Origin of the sequence: Mucilaginibacter sp. (assembly GCF_028288225.1) — a bacterium.
GTDB lineage: Bacteria > Bacteroidota > Bacteroidia > Sphingobacteriales > Sphingobacteriaceae > Mucilaginibacter.
Genome location: NZ_JAQBOC010000094.1, coordinates 39,065 through 54,070 on the forward strand (window position 1 = coordinate 39,065; position 15,006 = coordinate 54,070).

A 15,006-nucleotide genomic window follows, 5' to 3' on the forward strand; every position below is an offset into this window, starting at 1 on the left:
ATCGCTTTGTATAGTAAAGAAGAAGCATCCCAGCTTACGCAGCAATTCTGGACGGCTTTTGGGCAGTATATTGCTCCTCAATTATCCGCCGAAGGTTTAAAAGTAAATTGGGTAAATTATAAAACAGGATTAAAGCATGTATACTTTAAAATGCAGGCTGGCAAGCGGTCTGCATCTATCGCTATTGAGCTTACCCACCCCGATCCGGGCATCCAAGAACTATTTTTTGAACAGTTCAGGGAGTTTAAAAACATACTGCATGCTACGCTTGATGAAACATGGGAATGGGAACTGCATGGAAAAGATGAATATGGTAAAACCATAAGTCGTATTTTTAAGCAGATTGAGGGCGTTAGCATATTTAATAAAAACGACTGGCCGGCACTGATTTCCTTTTTTAAACCGCGAATAATTACGCTTGATGAGTTTTGGAATGATGTAAAATATGGATTTGATGCTTTGAAGTAGATTTGCTAACTTTGTTAGCATGAAGCGTTCAGGAAGTGCTGATCTGCCTTTACATTATGGCTATGTGCCTGTTTGGCTGGCCGAACGGATGGCAAAGCTGGGTTTGGCGGTGGTTGAGAATATTGTGCTTGATTATGGCAAAGATGAAGTATTACGCCGGTTAAGTGATCCCTTTTGGTTTCAAAGCCTGGGTGCAGTAATGGGCATGGATTGGCATTCGTCGGGTATTACAACGTCAGTTATGGGGGCGCTGAAACGGTCGGTAAACCCGCATAGCAAAGAGCTGGGTATTTATATTTGCGGCGGCAAAGGCAAACACTCCCGGCAAACGCCCGATGAACTGATGAGGATAAGCGAGACAACCGGGCTCAATGGAAATTACCTTGTAAAATGCAGTAAGTTAAGCGCAAAGGTTGATAACACAGCCATACAGGACGGCTTCCAGCTATACACACACAATTTTATTTTAAGCAACAGTGGCAAATGGGCTGTTGTACAGCAGGGAATGAGCGCTGAAAGTAAAACAGCCAGGCGCTACCACTGGCATTCTGAACAGCTCACCTCGTTTGTTGATGATCCGCATACTTTTATTTACGGGCAAAATATCGGCAGTATCTTAAATATGGCTGATAAACACGCCGACCCATCGCGAAAAGGCATTATGCAAATTGCAGGCGAAAATCCGGAGAAAATGCTTAAAGAGATCAGTAAATTAACCATGCCCTCCCATCATGATGTTCGGGCTAAAGATGTTGACCTGAAAAGGCTTGGGGCAGTTTTATGGCTGGCTCATGAAAAACAGCCTGAGGATTTTGAAGGCCTGTTACAATTACAAGGTTTGGGGCCTCGTACCCTCCAGTCATTAGTATTGGTTAGCGAGGTGATCCACGGAACGCCGTCCAGGTTTAAGGACCCGGCCAGATTTTCATTTGCGCATGGTGGAAAGGACGGACATCCCTTCCCAGTGCCTATAAAAGTTTATGATGAAACTATTAGCGTGTTGCAAACAGCTATTCATAAAGCTAAATTAGGTTTCTCTGAAAAAAATGAAGCTATTAAACGATTGACACAGGTAGTGCAAAGGGCTGAAAAAGATTTTACTCCAAATGCAAATTTTGATAAAGTTATAGAGGAAGAAAGAGATAACTCATGGAAATATGGCGGCCGCACAGTTTTTGGTAAAGCTAAACCACCGATGCAGCAACAGCTTAAATTATTTTAAGCATTAAAACAATAACTGTATTTAATTAAACAAATAACAAAAAAACGCATTGTTGTTTAAAATGACATTAAAAATATTTTGAATTCTCGTAATTATTTATAATTTTGAGCAAGAGAATACGTTTGATAGATTATTACCCTAATATAATAACTAATAATGTTAAATACCATGAATAGGAATTCACTAATCAACTTTTTAATACAGAACGGCATTTTATCCTCAACAACCGGAAACAAAATAAATAAGCTAATAGCCAAATTATTTAACTTAAGGCCTGCTTATACACCTGTACCGGTTAAGGTTAAAGCTCAGCAGCACCCTGCGTTTAAAAACCGCTAATTAATAACTTTTTAATTTAATTTACCGTTTCTTCCAGAAACTGTCCAAATATTTTATCCCAGATCCCGATTGCTATAGCTTCGGGATTTTTATTTCCATCAGCGATAAAAACCTTCTCCTCGTTTTTCAGCAATTCAATAATCTCAAAATATTTATCCCGTACGTTTCGTAAATTATCAAGGGTTTCATAAAGCTCGATAGAGGTTCGTCCTTTGTTCAAACGCTCAATACTTATTTCTGGCGGGATATCAATATAAATGTTCAGATCCGGCCGCAGCAGCCCAGCGCTTAATGAGTTAGCTTTAATAACCCATTCAAGATCCATGTATGGGCTTTGATAGGCATAAGATGATAAGTAATACCTGTCGGTTATTACGGTATAGCCTTCATCCAGCATCTTTAAAATTCCGTTGTTTTTGTTAAGCAGGTGGTCTAACCTGTCTGCAACAAATAATGCAGCTATAGTTCTATGATCAGCTTCTATCCTGTGATTGAATATATCCCTTATCATCTTCCCGATCGGGCTGTCAGTAGGTTCGCAAGTTGTGTAAACTTTTAATCCCGCCAACTCCAATTTTTCTTTTAATAGTTTTACCTGGGTGCTTTTTCCACTACCATCGATGCCTTCAAAGGCAATAAAAAAGTTTTTCTTCATTAATGAACTGTCGGGATATTTTAATCAGCCAAATATACAGTCTTACAAAATAAATTTCCGGGTAATAAATAGTAGTGACACAATATTTCGTTGTTCAACAATGAAAAGTCTATTTTAAACTTATACAAATAGCATTTGCCGAATCTAAATGCATTTTAATAGCAGGTAAGTTTTGTGAAGCGACCTTTTTTATCTTGTTGTCAGAATTATGGCTGGCGATGGTAAACAGCTTTACCGCCTGTTCGTGATTGGTTACCATCATTTGCAGGTACATCTTATCAAACGCCGCACCTGATTTTTTTGAAAGCTCCCTGATCATTTGCTGATGTGCGCTGCTGATGGTATCTGTTTCAGTAATTTTCTTATCTGTTTCTAACTGTTTAAGTTCTTCGCCGGTTTTGGTATGGTCGTCGATCATTGTTTTTGCAAGGCCAATAACTTTATGATTATTTGAGTTAGTGATTGCAAGACCCGATGCTTTTATTTCGGTAAGGCCGCCTTCAATGCCGCTTTTTATAAATTCAATACCATCCTGATCATCCCGTGCCTGATTATAATTTCTTCCTTTTTTATCCTGGCATGCCTGTGTAAAAAGCAGAATTATGATCCCTGTTATCAGGTAAACTAAGTTCTTCATCTATGTGGTTAAGTATATACAGGCTATAACAAGTAAACAGGTATCTGGTTTGAATATAGTCAGTAAAGTCCAAAAGACGAAAAATCCGAAAGAAAAATAAGTGTAAAGTAAAACCACACACTTAAAATCATCTTTCGGATTTCAGGACTTTAACTAGCTTTCGGACCCTCTATGCCAAATTCCTTCCCGCATTCACAATACCATAAACCGTACGGATCACCAGCTTATTATAAATTTTAATTAGCTCATCATCGTTACATTCATTTAAACACTGCAATGCGTAGTGCTGCATAATAACCAGGGGCAATACAATTTTCTCGCGGATGGCAATTGAGCGGCGCTCCACAGGATATTCCTGCATCAAAACGGTGGTATCTGTTAGCTCCAGCAGCATAGCTTTGGTAAGCTCAAATTCATCTTTCAGCATTTTCCAGAACGGGCCGAATTTTTCGTCATTCTCTAAATATGCCGTAACCCTGAAATCTGATTTCGTCATTGACATGGTACAATTATCGACCATCGTTTTAAAAAAACCTGATCTTTTGTATAGTTCTTTTATCTCGTCCCAGTGACCGTTTTCTTTCATCTTGCTTAAGGCAGTACCTACGCCGTAAAAACCCGGTATGCTTTGTTTTAGCTGGCTCCACGAGGTTACAAAACTTATAGCACGCAGATCTTCCAGTTTTAGTGAAGCATCGGTATTGCGCTTGGTTGGCCTGCTGCTGATGTTAATATGTGATAACAATTTTAAAGGGCTGAATCTCTCCAAATATTCAACAAATAAAGGGTGCTGGCGTAAGGCAATAAATAGTTTATAGCTTTCGTCGGCCATCAACGAGATCAGTTCTTTATGCCGGTTATCCAGCAAATCATTCCGGTTTGGATGCAGGGCTGATATAATACCTGCATTTATCAACTGTTCCATATTAAAACGGGCAGTTTCAACCGAACCATATTGTGAGCTAACAGTTTGTCCCTGTATTGTTAACTGAATATGTTCGTTAGCTATCTCCTCGCCCATTGATGCGTAAAAACGGTGCGTTTTACCCCCACCCCGTGCAGGCGGACCTCCCCTGCCGTCAAAAAATGCAAGAGCTATATTGTATTTTCGGGCCATTGCAGTAAGTTCAACCTTGGCTTTATAAATAGACCAATTAGCCATTAAATAACCACCATCTTTTGTGCTGTCAGAAAAACCCAGCATTATTGATTGCAGGTTACCCCGCTTGTTCAAATGTTCTTTATAAAACGGATGCGTATATAAACGTTCCATTACCTCAGCGGCGTGTGTAAGATCATTCACGGTTTCAAACAAAGGCATGAAATCAACACTCAGGCTATCTTTATCCCAACCGCTCCATAAAAACAGGTCAATTAGCTGCAATATATCAGATGCCTGCTGGCAGTTGCTGATTATAAAACGCTGGCAAGCTTTTTCGCCGTTGGTATGCTGAATTTGCTTCATCAGCCTGATAGTGTTCAGCGTATCGCCAATTAATTTATCAGCTTCATCAGGGCAATGAAAATCAGTTTTGTTAAAGGTTATTTTTTTCAGTTTATCCGGCTCATCCAGTTCTTCATATTCTTCCACAATTCCGGTTTCATCCGGGATTTGTTGTGTAGCATAGGTAAATACTTTCCTCAATATCCGGCTGTCCTGCCTTATATCCAACGTAGCAAAATAACAGCCGAATAAACGTACCTTTTTAATCAGGTCATCAACCACTTTTACAAAAAGACTATCGTGATCTGCAATAAGTGTTTGCCTTATAGAATGCAGTACAGCTAATATTTCCGGCTGAACATTCTTAGGCTCATGTTTGCTGTATGCATTTTCATAGATCAACTTTTCAAGGGTTACCATAGATTTCTCCACTCCCCTGAAGGTTATCCTTCGCTTTAACACCCTAAAATCACGGTAATAAGCCCTAAAAACTCTTTGCCTTAAAAAACCCGATACAGCTTTTGTGATTTCTGTGGTTACGTTCGGGTTGCCATCCCTGTCGCCGCCTGGCCAAAAGCCAAGTTCCAAAAGTTGATTGCTTCTTTGAGTATCCATTTCAAACTCATCCTCCAGCTTTGACTGAATACCCGAAACTGCATGATAAAATATATTTTCGAGAAACCAGGCCAGGCTCACCGCTTCATCAAAAGGCGTTGGCGATGTTTTATTAAAAAATGGAGTTTTACCAAGCTGTTGTAATAAAACATCAATGGTATTAATATCATTAGTTTTTAATGCCTCAATTAAATCAGTCATAATACCCAGCACCGATCCTGGGTAAAATTGCGTGGGATGCGCTGTAAGCACTAATCTTAAAGAGAAATCATCAAGTTTTTTAGCAATATTAGTACGCTGCTGCTCACTTAACGAAGCTTGCTGCAGCAAGCTTTGCATTGTTCCGGTGTCATCTTCCCTGCCTATTTTGCTGAATGACGAATCTTCTATAGCATCAAACAAAACAACCTGTCGCTCAATATATTGTATAAAGCGGAACATCCTGTTAATTTGCTCACGGTGATCAATATCCGGAACGTATTTTTTGAAAAATGATTCAATAATTGCCGATGGTGATAATTGTTTATTTACTTCCTTTTCGCAATGCGAGCTAAAAAAAGGCAATAAAATACCGGTATCTTTTACCTGGTAAAAAGGCAGTGTTTGAAACAAACTGTTATATAACTCAAAACGGGTTACAACTTCGTTATTAAAAGCTGTTTCTCTTTGACTGAGTTTTAACGTTGATGGCATATAAATATGGTGTAAAAAATAAGTTCAATTATAATTGGTTGCATAACAATCGGCACAGATAATGGATTCAAAGCCCGGCTTTTATTTTCGATCGTGAATTTAGATATCTGACGCATAAAATTAGTAAAAAATGAGTAATTAATAATGGTTAACTATTATTAATGCAATATTTATTAAAATAAGCCTTTATAATTTAATTTCTGTAAATTTGAGGGCTGATTTTAGCCACAAAAAAGCATTTATGAAAACAGACTTCAGAGAGATAAAAAGCTTTTTTTACAGCCAGTATTTTTCTGATGGTTTAAGAATGTCGTTCGGTATTCTGTTTCCTTCTCTTTTATTAATGCAGCTAAAACATTTTGATATGGGAGTCACCATGTCGTTAGGTGCATTATGTATCTGTACAATTGATAGTCCTGGGCCGTTGTACCATAAGCGCAATGCAATGGCTGTTGGCAACTTTTTCCTTTTTATAATTGCTGTTATTACAGGATTTGCACGATTAAATGTATTTACCTTAGGCATTGAGATCACCTTACTTTCTTTTTTATTCTCCATGTTTACCGTGTATGGTAACCGGGCGGCGTCAATTGGTACCTGTGCGCTGCTGGTTATGATTTTTATGATGGATAAGGAAGCAAAACCAAACGAGGTTTTAACACTTAGCTTAATCATTTTAGCGGGTGGAATCTGGTATTTATTATTTAGCCTGATATTTTTCGGGATAAGGCCCTATCGTGCGGCCCAGCAAACATTGGGTGAGAGCATTGCAGACATTGCCAAATTTGTGCGGATAAAAGCTGATTTCTATTTATCAGATACTGACATTGATGAGAATTACCGTAAGCTGGTATCGCAGCAAATAAAGGTGAGCCATCACCAGGATGATGTACGCGAACTGCTTTTTAAAAGCAGGATAATGGTAAAAGAATCAACCAACCCAAGCCGGGTAATGGTTTTGACCTTTGTTGATCTTGTTGATATGTTTGAGCAAATAATGGCAACCCATTATGACTATGGCCACATCCGCGAGAAATTTAAAGCAACCGGGGTTTTAAAACAGGTAGCCAACCTGATACAGGAAATGGCTGATGAGCTTGATAATATCGCCTATATGGTATTATCAAACACCCGCAATAAACATAAGCCTGATTTTAATACAGGACTCGAGAAATTAAAAATAAGGATTGATGAAATAGGCGCCAATGACCAGGGCATAAGTAACATAGCACTAAAAAAAATACTGATAAATCTGCGCGATTTAAATGAGCGTATAAAAAGCATTTATGGTTATTACAACTCTAAGTCATCAGAATTATTAATTGAAAAAAATGACAGTGACGAATATTCAAAGTTTGTTACCCACCAGGATTATGCCCCGCATATATTTTTCGATAACTTTTCATTCAATTCTACAGCATTTAAACATTCGTTAAGGGTATCATTAGTTTGTTTAATAGGGTTTGTAACTGCCAAGTATATAGCATTGGGGCACCACAGCTACTGGGTGCTGCTAACCATTATAGTTATTTTAAAACCTGGTTTCAGCTTATCAAAACAACGGAACTACCAACGCCTTATCGGCACCATAGCTGGAGGTATTGCCGGGATAGCCATTTTACTTTTTATTCCTGATAAGGACGCTCAATTTATTTTGTTGATTATTTTAATGATAGGTACTTATAGCTTCCTGAGGTTAAATTATGTAGTAAGCGTTATTTTTATGACACCCTATGTGCTTATCCTTTTTAAGTTTTTAGGTGTCGGCCTTGTTGTTAAAGAGCGTATTATTGATACTATAATAGGTTCAACCATAGCATTTGTAGCCAGCTATGTTATTTTCCCAAGCTGGGAGTTCGAGCAGATCCAGCAAAATCTGCGCGAAGTGATCAATGCCAATGTTAGCTACCTGGCAAAAATTGCAGAAAGTATTTTGGGTAAAGAGGTTAGCTCAATTGAATATAAGCTGGCCCGTAAAGATGTGTATGTAAAATCAGCAAACCTATCAGCAGCGTTTGAGCGGATGACCTCCGAGCCCAAAAGCAAACAGCGGAAGATAAAAGAAATTCACAAATTTGTGGTGCTGAATCATATCCTATCCTCATATATCGCAACTATTGCATCATCCGTAACTTCAAAAGCTTTACACAAAGCTCCGGCAGAAAATCTTAAATTGCTTAAACGAAGCATTGCCGTACTTAATGATTCTAATAAAAAGTTGGATGGAGATGTGGTTGAGATAGGTTCATTAAAAAATACATTCGCTACAACTGAAACTGAACCAAAAGCAGCTTCTGCAGATGATTTGCTGTTAAAAGAACAATTGGGTTTTATTAATAAGATAAGTACCGATATTGCCAGGGTGACGGATAGTATTGTGAGTTAGTTGATGATTCATTGTTATATTAAAAAAACAAATCGGATTCCTACTGTGAGTGCAGAGCGTTGTAATTCTTAGCATAATTATTTCTAATGAAATAATTTAACTTAGCGTTTGTTTCCTTAAATTTGATATTATGAATACAATAAGAGTTGATATATTAAATCCTAAAGCTGCGAGACTATTAAAGGATTTGGCTGACCTAAATCTTATTGCAATTCAGGATATCCCTAAAAACGGATTTGAAACTATTCTAAGAAAATTACGCGCTAAAACCAAATCGGCTCCTACGCTGGAAGAGATCACTAAAGAAGTAGAGTTAGTTAGGGCTAAGCGCTATGCAAAATAATATTAGAATTATCCTTGATACCAACCTGTGGATAAGTTTCTTATTAACTAAAGATTTTTCTAAGCTAGATCAGATAATATTTGGAAAACAATGTACCCTTATTTTTAGTAAAGAATTAGTTGAAGAATTTTTGGAGGTTGCAAAAAGACCAAAATTCAGACGTTTTTTCTCTCAAACCGATATTGAAGACATACTGGAAACCATTTATGAGCATGCTGATTTTACAATTGTTAAAACCAATTTAAAAGTTTGCAGAGATCCGAAAGATGACTTTTTACTTTCGTTATCAGTGGATGGAAAAGTCGATTTTTTATTAACAGGTGATAAGGATCTGCTAGACTTAAAAACAATCTCCGAAACAAAAATTATAACAATTTCTGAATTTTTAAAAGATAAATAGTCTTTCGCGGTTGTGGATTTAGCATTATAACAATTCATTTGCCAAATTAGCCAGCTCACTTCTTTCGCCTTTTTGCAATGTTATATGCGCATACAAAGGATGCCCCTTAGCTTTATCAATTAAATAACTCAACCCATTACTTTCAGCGTCAAGATAAGGTGTATCTATCTGGTAAATGTCGCCTGTAAAAACAAACTTACTATTTTCGCCTGCACGTGATATAATGGTCTTCACTTCGTGCGGGGTAAGGTTTTGCGCCTCGTCAACAATAAAAAAGATCTTGCTTAAAGTACGGCCACGGATAAAGGCAAGCGGGGCGATAGAGATCTTGTCGTTAGTTACCAGCTCATCAATCTTGGCCTGCATTTTTTCATCATCAGCAAACTGATCTTTAATAAACTTGAGGTTGTCCCATATAGGCGCCATGTAGGGGTCTATCTTCGATTTAATATCACCCGGCAAAAAGCCGATATCCTTATTGCTAAGCGGGACAATCGGCCGGGTAACGTAGATCTGGCGGAAGTATTTCCGTTGTTCCAATGCACTTGCAAGTGCCAGCAACGTTTTGCCCGTGCCTGCATTACCCTGTATAGTAACCAATTTAATATCAGGATGAAGCAGCGCATGGATAGCAAATGCCTGTTCAATATTTTTGGGGAAGATATTAAATACAGGCTGTTCTGTTATTTTTTCTAATTGTGCAGTTTGCGAATTATAAAAACCAGGTACCGATCCTTTTTTTCCATTTAATATGTAAAAATGATTTGTAGTATGCCCGAAATCAGTACCTGAAATACTTTCTGATTTATTTAATAGGTTGATAAGCTTTTCGGACACCCTGTTTAAAGTAGTTTCGCCGGTATATAGCTCATCCAGATTTTTTATCTTTCCAGTTTCATAATCCTCTGCGTTAAGGTTCAACGATTTTGCTTTTAACCTGAGGCATATATCCTTTGAAACCAAAATCACTTTTTTATCAGGATTTTCTTCCTGCAAACCCAAGGCAGCGTTCAAAATACGGTGATCTGTTTTATCTGATCCAAAAATAGCCTCGGCATCTATAGCTGTTTTGGTATCCATTATTACCTTAAAGCTTCCTTTATTTTCTCCGTTTAACGGACGCCATTGATTGATAAGATGATTTTGGGAAATATCATCTATTAGCCTGATAAAACTGCGGGCTTCAAAATTACGGGTATCATTCCCGCTCTTCATGTTATCAAGCTCTTCCAATACCTGTATGGGTATTGCTACATCGTGTTCCTGGAAATTCTCAAATGCGTTATGATCATATAAGATCACGGAGGTATCTAAAACAAATATTTTTGCCCTTCCGTTACCTTTACTTTTACCTTCCTTACTCATGTCCCGCTAAATTAGCCATTTTAAGGATGCCAGTAAATACCGGCAAACAAAAAATGCTATAAAAGCGAAAACGGAAGCGTCCTCTTGCGATTCTTCTTCCGTTTCCAAACTTTATGCTCAACCGTAGTTGCTCATAAAGCACCAAGTTTTGTGTAAATTAACCGATCTGCTATTCTGTTGTTCTTGCGAACATTGATCCTTTCAGTTCATTGATGGTTTCTGCTCTTCTCCGTAAAAAATTGCAGTCCTTTCAATACCTCTTTTAATTATCCTTCATTTTCCATGACTTGCGTCATTTCTTTTTCCGGGTAACTCAGGCACTTCCGTGATCTTTAGCTCCCCCGAAGGTTTGCCCGATTCAATTCTGTAATCCTGTAAGGTTGTCAAAGTACGTCGTTCTTGATGATTCTAAGATAGCAGCCTGCATAACATTTGTCAAACTTTTTTTTTGATTTTTATTAACAAGTTATTAACATTTTCATACCATAGACACCCCATTGATACATAGGTGTTTCGAATTATTTTTTTACTATACTTTACAGGTTGTTAACATTCTGATTCTTCACAAAAACCCTCAAAATTGCGCTTTTGAGTAGTTGCAAAAATTCCTAAAAAAGAAAAGCTCCTGATTTTTTTTGTCAAAACAAGCTAAAAAAACACTACAAATCAGACAGATCTCGCCTTGTTGCAGAACAAATCCGTTACAAACTTTTTAAATTGTTTTAATAACTTGTAAATACTAAAGATTTACATTAAATATGCAAGTCAATCAACCCTAACCAGCCATTAAATCAAATTCATGAAACGCAATTATTACATCGTAACACTAATACTGCTTACGTTTTTTGTTATTTCCTTTTTAACAAACATCATTGGGCCTTTAAGTCCTGAATTTATAAAGGATTTTAAACTAAGTGATCTTTTAGCCGGGGTATTGCCTTTTGCTTTTTTTATAGCGTACGGTGTTATGTCTATCCCTTCAAGTATGCTGGTACAAAAGTATAACGAAAAAACAATTATGGTTGCGGCATTTGTGGTTGCATTTTTCGGCTCGCTGCTGCTTGCTGTTTCTCCTGGTTATTTATCCGCATTGCTTTCACTTTTCCTGATAGGTTGCGGGATGGCCATGCTACAAGTGGTTATCAATCCCTTATTGCGAACTGCGGGTGGCGAAGAAAATTATGCGTTTACCTCTGTACTCGCCCAGTTGATATTTGGCGCAGCCTCATTCCTCAGCCCTTTAGTTATGACAGTGATGATATCCGAACTGGATAAAAAAAATCATTCCGGGATATTCGGCATTTTGGGGCGACTGGTTCCTGAGGGAATGTCATGGATCTCCCTTTACTGGATCTTCACAGTGATCTGCCTGTTAATGTTTATCATTCTGCTGCTTTCAAAGTTCCCAAAAGTTGAACTGACCAGCGAAGAAAAATCAGGGCCGTGGAAAACGCACGTTCAACTATTTAAACGGCCCGTGGTGATAGCGTTTTTTATTGGCCTGTTTTGCTATGTAGGTACCGAGCAAGGCGTTTCTTACTGGATGTCAGAATTCCTGAGGCGCTACCATCATTATGATCCGCAGGTACAAGGTGCACATGCTGTTGCCTGGTTTTGGGGGCTGATGACAGCCGGAGGCATTTTAGGCTTGTTCCTGCTGAAGATAATGGATAGCCGCCGGCTACTTATCATTTTTAGCATACTTGCAATTATCTCCCTGTCAGCGGCACTGTTCGGCAGCGCAGAAATTTCGCTGTATGCTTTTTCAACTGTTGGTTTTTTCATGTCGGTAATGTATCCCATTATATTTTCGCTTGCGCTTAGCTCAGTTAATGAGCACCATGGTTCATTTGCCGGCATTTTAGTTACAGGGATTATAGGGGGTGCAATTGTTCAGATTCTTATTGGGGGATTAGGAAATCTATTTGGATTAAGGGCGGGCATGCTGTTTCTGTACATCACCTTCGGTTATATGCTTGCTATTGGCTTTTGGGCAAAGCCACTGATTACCAACAAAACTATTTTTGACAAAGACAAAGCCTGAAAATGACAAATACAAAAATTATCGGTATCGATCTGGGTGCCACAAATATTCGCGGAGCTATTGTGGATAATGATGCGATTTTTGAAATTATATCAAAACGGATAAACACCAGGGGCACAGAAGAACAGGTGCTGGAGGATGTTTATTTTATTATAGATAAGCTGATTGACAAAGATGTTAAAGCTATAGGCATAGGCGTACCAAGTGTGGTAGATGTAGAGAAGGGCATTGTTTATGATGTTGTGCACATCCCATCATGGAAGGAGGTGCATTTAAAGCAGATCCTGGAGGATAAATATAAAGTCCCGGTATTTGTAAACAACGATGCCAATTGTTTTGCACTCGGCGAGCATTATTTTGGAAAAGGCAAAGGTGCAAAAAACATGATCGGGCTAACACTTGGCACTGGTCTTGGAGCAGGCATTATTATAAATAACCAGCTATATGCCGGTACTAACTGTGGCGCAGGCGAATTTGGCTGTGTTGATTATCTCGATAACAACTATGAATTCTATTGCAGCGGATCTTTCTTCAATAATGTTTATGGTCTGAATGGTGAGGATGTTTTTAAAGATGCTCAAAAAGGTGATCCCCAGGCGTTAAAGCTATATGGCGAGATGGGAACTCATCTGGGCAATGCTATTAAAGTGGTAATGTATACCTATGATCCCTCATTAATTATTTTAGGAGGATCAGTTAAGTTAGCTTACGAATATTTTGAAAAAACCATGTGGCAACGCATCAATACATTAGTATATCCCAAAAGCGTTGAACGTTTAAAAATAGAAAGATCAGCCCTTGAAAATAGCGGAATATTAGGTGCAGCGGGGCTATACTTCGATTCCTTATAAACCAAAAAACTTACGGAGTTTTCGAAACTTCGTAAGTTTGATATCTTTCAACTAATCTCTAATCTCTACCTCGTATAATTCGGAGCTTCTTTAGTTATCGTAACATCATGCGGGTGGCTTTCGCGCATACCGGCTGCGGTGATGCGTACAAATTTAGCTTTTTGCAAGTCTTCAATTACAGCTGCCCCGCAATAATGCATCCCGGCGCGTAAACCGCCTATGTACTGGTAAATAACTTCGGCAAGATTGCCTTTGTACGGTACACGACCAACTATTCCCTCCGGAACCAGTTTGGTAACCACATCAGTTTCATCCTGGAAATAACGGTCTTTTGAGCCTTTATCCATGGCTTCCACCGAACCCATCCCTCGGTATGATTTAAACTTGCGGCCTTCATATATTATAGTTTCGCCGGGAGATTCTTCAACACCTGCAAATAATGATCCTGCCATTATGGAACTTGCACCGGCTGCAATAGCTTTAACTATATCGCCGGTCTGCTTTATACCACCATCAGCAATAACAGGAACTCCTCTGCCTTCAAGGGCTTTTGCGCACTCATAAACAGCAAACAATTGTGGAACACCAACACCTGCCACAATTCGTGTAGTGCAAATTGAACCCGGACCAATGCCCACTTTAACAGCATCAGCACCTGCATCAGCAAGAGCTATTGCAGCTTCGCCAGTGGCAATGTTACCGGCTATAACCTGCAGATCAGGGAACAGCGATTTAACGCTTTTAACCATATCTATAACCCCTTTCGAGTGGCCATGTGCAGTGTCAACGGTAATAACGTCAACACCGGCAGTTACAAGAGCCTTTACACGGTCAATATTATCGGCGGCCACTCCAACAGCTGCACCTACGCGTAACCTGCCAAATTCGTCTTTACAGGCGCTCGGGAAGTTTTTAAATTTCTGGATATCTTTAAAGGTAATAAGTCCCCGTAAAATGCCATCCTTATCAACAACAGGAAGTTTTTCAATTTTATAATTTTGAAGGATCGCTTCAGCCTGGATCAAATTGGTCCCTTGCGGGGCGGTGATCAGGTTTTCTTTTGTCATTACATCACTTACCGGGCGGTCCATTTCCTTTTGAAAACGAAGGTCGCGGTTGGTGATTATTCCTTTAAGCTTGTGTTCGCCATCAATAATCGGGATCCCTCCTATGCGGTATTCGCGCATAATTTTAACGGCATCAGCAACAGTCGATGCTTCATGTAGTGTTACCGGATCCTGGATCATACCGCTTTCTGAGCGTTTTACTTTCCGCACTTCATCGGCCTGCGCCTGCACGCTCATATTTTTATGGAGGATTCCTATCCCGCCAGCCTGCGCTATAGCAATAGCCAGTGACGATTCAGTAACTGTATCCATTGCAGCAGAAAGAATGGGAATATTCAGCCTTATCTTTTTTGTAAGCCAGGTACTGGTATCAACATCGCGCGGTAAAACTTCGGAGTAAGCTGGGAGGAGTAAAACGTCGTCGTAAGTTAATCCTTCGGCGACAAATTTTTGGGGGTCTAATTTCATAGCAAATAA

Annotated in this window: 13 protein-coding genes; 8 read left to right on the forward strand and 5 right to left on the reverse strand. The window is 38.9% G+C overall.

Features of this window, described 5'->3' with window-relative positions; translation table 11 throughout:
• Nucleotides 1–6 precede the first annotated feature (6 nt).
• The 3 genes from JWQ54_RS27330 (at nucleotide 7) to JWQ54_RS27340 (ending at nucleotide 2,029) form a co-directional block, all read left to right on the forward strand.
• Nucleotides 7–468, forward strand: coding sequence for a DUF4268 domain-containing protein (locus JWQ54_RS27330; RefSeq protein WP_299591062.1), 462 nt, complete (start codon nucleotides 7–9; stop codon nucleotides 466–468).
• 19 nt (nucleotides 469–487) lie between these two features.
• Complete coding sequence (locus JWQ54_RS27335) at nucleotides 488–1,690, forward strand: DUF763 domain-containing protein (RefSeq protein ID WP_299591063.1); 1,203 nt, start codon at nucleotides 488–490, stop codon at nucleotides 1,688–1,690.
• Between the two features lie 168 nt (nucleotides 1,691–1,858).
• On the forward strand, nucleotides 1,859–2,029 hold the full coding sequence (locus JWQ54_RS27340) for a hypothetical protein (RefSeq protein ID WP_299591064.1): 171 nt from the start codon (nucleotides 1,859–1,861) through the stop codon (nucleotides 2,027–2,029).
• A 16-nt stretch (nucleotides 2,030–2,045) separates the two neighbouring features.
• Here the strand turns inward: JWQ54_RS27340 and tmk are convergent, their stop codons facing one another.
• The 3 genes from tmk to JWQ54_RS27355 all read right to left on the reverse strand — a co-directional run bounded on the left by tmk (nucleotide 2,046) and on the right by JWQ54_RS27355 (nucleotide 6,073).
• Nucleotides 2,046–2,684: a dTMP kinase gene (gene tmk, locus JWQ54_RS27345; RefSeq protein ID WP_299591065.1), complete on the reverse strand. Its 639-nt coding sequence runs from the start codon at nucleotides 2,682–2,684 to the stop codon at nucleotides 2,046–2,048.
• A gap of 109 nt (nucleotides 2,685–2,793) precedes the next feature.
• Nucleotides 2,794–3,321, reverse strand: coding sequence for a DUF4142 domain-containing protein (locus tag JWQ54_RS27350; protein WP_299591066.1), 528 nt, complete (start codon nucleotides 3,319–3,321; stop codon nucleotides 2,794–2,796).
• Nucleotides 3,322–3,490: 169 nt separating this feature from the next.
• On the reverse strand, nucleotides 3,491–6,073 hold the full coding sequence (locus JWQ54_RS27355; protein ID WP_299591067.1) for a phosphoenolpyruvate carboxylase: 2,583 nt from the start codon (nucleotides 6,071–6,073) through the stop codon (nucleotides 3,491–3,493).
• Nucleotides 6,074–6,314: 241 nt separating this feature from the next.
• Here JWQ54_RS27355 and JWQ54_RS27360 point away from each other — a divergent pair, with 241 nt between their 5' ends.
• The 3 genes from JWQ54_RS27360 (at nucleotide 6,315) to JWQ54_RS27370 (ending at nucleotide 9,202) form a co-directional block, all read left to right on the forward strand.
• A complete protein-coding gene (locus JWQ54_RS27360) occupies nucleotides 6,315–8,459 on the forward strand; it encodes an FUSC family membrane protein (protein ID WP_299591068.1) in 2,145 nt (714 codons plus the stop codon).
• Between the two features lie 130 nt (nucleotides 8,460–8,589).
• Nucleotides 8,590–8,802: a hypothetical protein gene (locus tag JWQ54_RS27365; protein WP_299591069.1), complete on the forward strand. Its 213-nt coding sequence runs from the start codon at nucleotides 8,590–8,592 to the stop codon at nucleotides 8,800–8,802.
• Complete coding sequence (locus JWQ54_RS27370) at nucleotides 8,792–9,202, forward strand: putative toxin-antitoxin system toxin component, PIN family (protein ID WP_299591070.1); 411 nt, start codon at nucleotides 8,792–8,794, stop codon at nucleotides 9,200–9,202. Before JWQ54_RS27365 ends, JWQ54_RS27370 begins: the two co-directional genes overlap by 11 nt.
• A gap of 24 nt (nucleotides 9,203–9,226) precedes the next feature.
• Here the strand turns inward: JWQ54_RS27370 and JWQ54_RS27375 are convergent, their stop codons facing one another.
• Nucleotides 9,227–10,567 carry a PhoH family protein gene (locus JWQ54_RS27375; RefSeq protein ID WP_299591071.1) on the reverse strand — a complete coding sequence of 447 codons (1,341 nt, stop codon included), beginning with the start codon at nucleotides 10,565–10,567 and terminating at the stop codon, nucleotides 9,227–9,229.
• 799 nt (nucleotides 10,568–11,366) lie between these two features.
• Between JWQ54_RS27375 and JWQ54_RS27380 the strand changes: the two genes are divergently transcribed.
• The gene (locus JWQ54_RS27380) at nucleotides 11,367–12,611 is read left to right on the forward strand and encodes an MFS transporter (RefSeq protein ID WP_299591072.1); all 1,245 of its coding nucleotides are present in this window, start codon (nucleotides 11,367–11,369) and stop codon (nucleotides 12,609–12,611) included.
• Between the two features lie 2 nt (nucleotides 12,612–12,613).
• Nucleotides 12,614–13,462, forward strand: coding sequence for an ROK family protein (locus JWQ54_RS27385; RefSeq protein WP_299591073.1), 849 nt, complete (start codon nucleotides 12,614–12,616; stop codon nucleotides 13,460–13,462).
• A gap of 65 nt (nucleotides 13,463–13,527) precedes the next feature.
• Here the strand turns inward: JWQ54_RS27385 and guaB are convergent, their stop codons facing one another.
• A complete protein-coding gene (gene guaB, locus JWQ54_RS27390; RefSeq protein WP_299591074.1) occupies nucleotides 13,528–14,997 on the reverse strand; it encodes an IMP dehydrogenase in 1,470 nt (489 codons plus the stop codon).
• Nucleotides 14,998–15,006: the final 9 nt, after the last annotated feature.

Bases quoted from the DNA above. Each gene is read 5' to 3' on its own strand.
- JWQ54_RS27335 (WP_299591063.1), top strand. From the start codon at position 488: ATGAAGCGTTCAGGAAGTGCTGATCTGCCTTTACATTATGGCTATGTG.
- JWQ54_RS27340 (WP_299591064.1), top strand. From the start codon at position 1,859: ATGAATAGGAATTCACTAATCAACTTTTTAATACAGAACGGCATTTTA.
- tmk (WP_299591065.1), bottom strand. From the start codon at position 2,684: ATGAAGAAAAACTTTTTTATTGCCTTTGAAGGCATCGATGGTAGTGGA.
- JWQ54_RS27350 (WP_299591066.1), bottom strand. From the start codon at position 3,321: ATGAAGAACTTAGTTTACCTGATAACAGGGATCATAATTCTGCTTTTT.
- JWQ54_RS27355 (WP_299591067.1), bottom strand. From the start codon at position 6,073: ATGCCATCAACGTTAAAACTCAGTCAAAGAGAAACAGCTTTTAATAAC.
- JWQ54_RS27360 (WP_299591068.1), top strand. From the start codon at position 6,315: ATGAAAACAGACTTCAGAGAGATAAAAAGCTTTTTTTACAGCCAGTAT.
- JWQ54_RS27365 (WP_299591069.1), top strand. From the start codon at position 8,590: ATGAATACAATAAGAGTTGATATATTAAATCCTAAAGCTGCGAGACTA.
- JWQ54_RS27370 (WP_299591070.1), top strand. From the start codon at position 8,792: ATGCAAAATAATATTAGAATTATCCTTGATACCAACCTGTGGATAAGT.
- JWQ54_RS27375 (WP_299591071.1), bottom strand. From the start codon at position 10,567: ATGAGTAAGGAAGGTAAAAGTAAAGGTAACGGAAGGGCAAAAATATTT.
- JWQ54_RS27380 (WP_299591072.1), top strand. From the start codon at position 11,367: ATGAAACGCAATTATTACATCGTAACACTAATACTGCTTACGTTTTTT.
- JWQ54_RS27385 (WP_299591073.1), top strand. From the start codon at position 12,614: ATGACAAATACAAAAATTATCGGTATCGATCTGGGTGCCACAAATATT.
- guaB (WP_299591074.1), bottom strand. From the start codon at position 14,997: ATGAAATTAGACCCCCAAAAATTTGTCGCCGAAGGATTAACTTACGAC.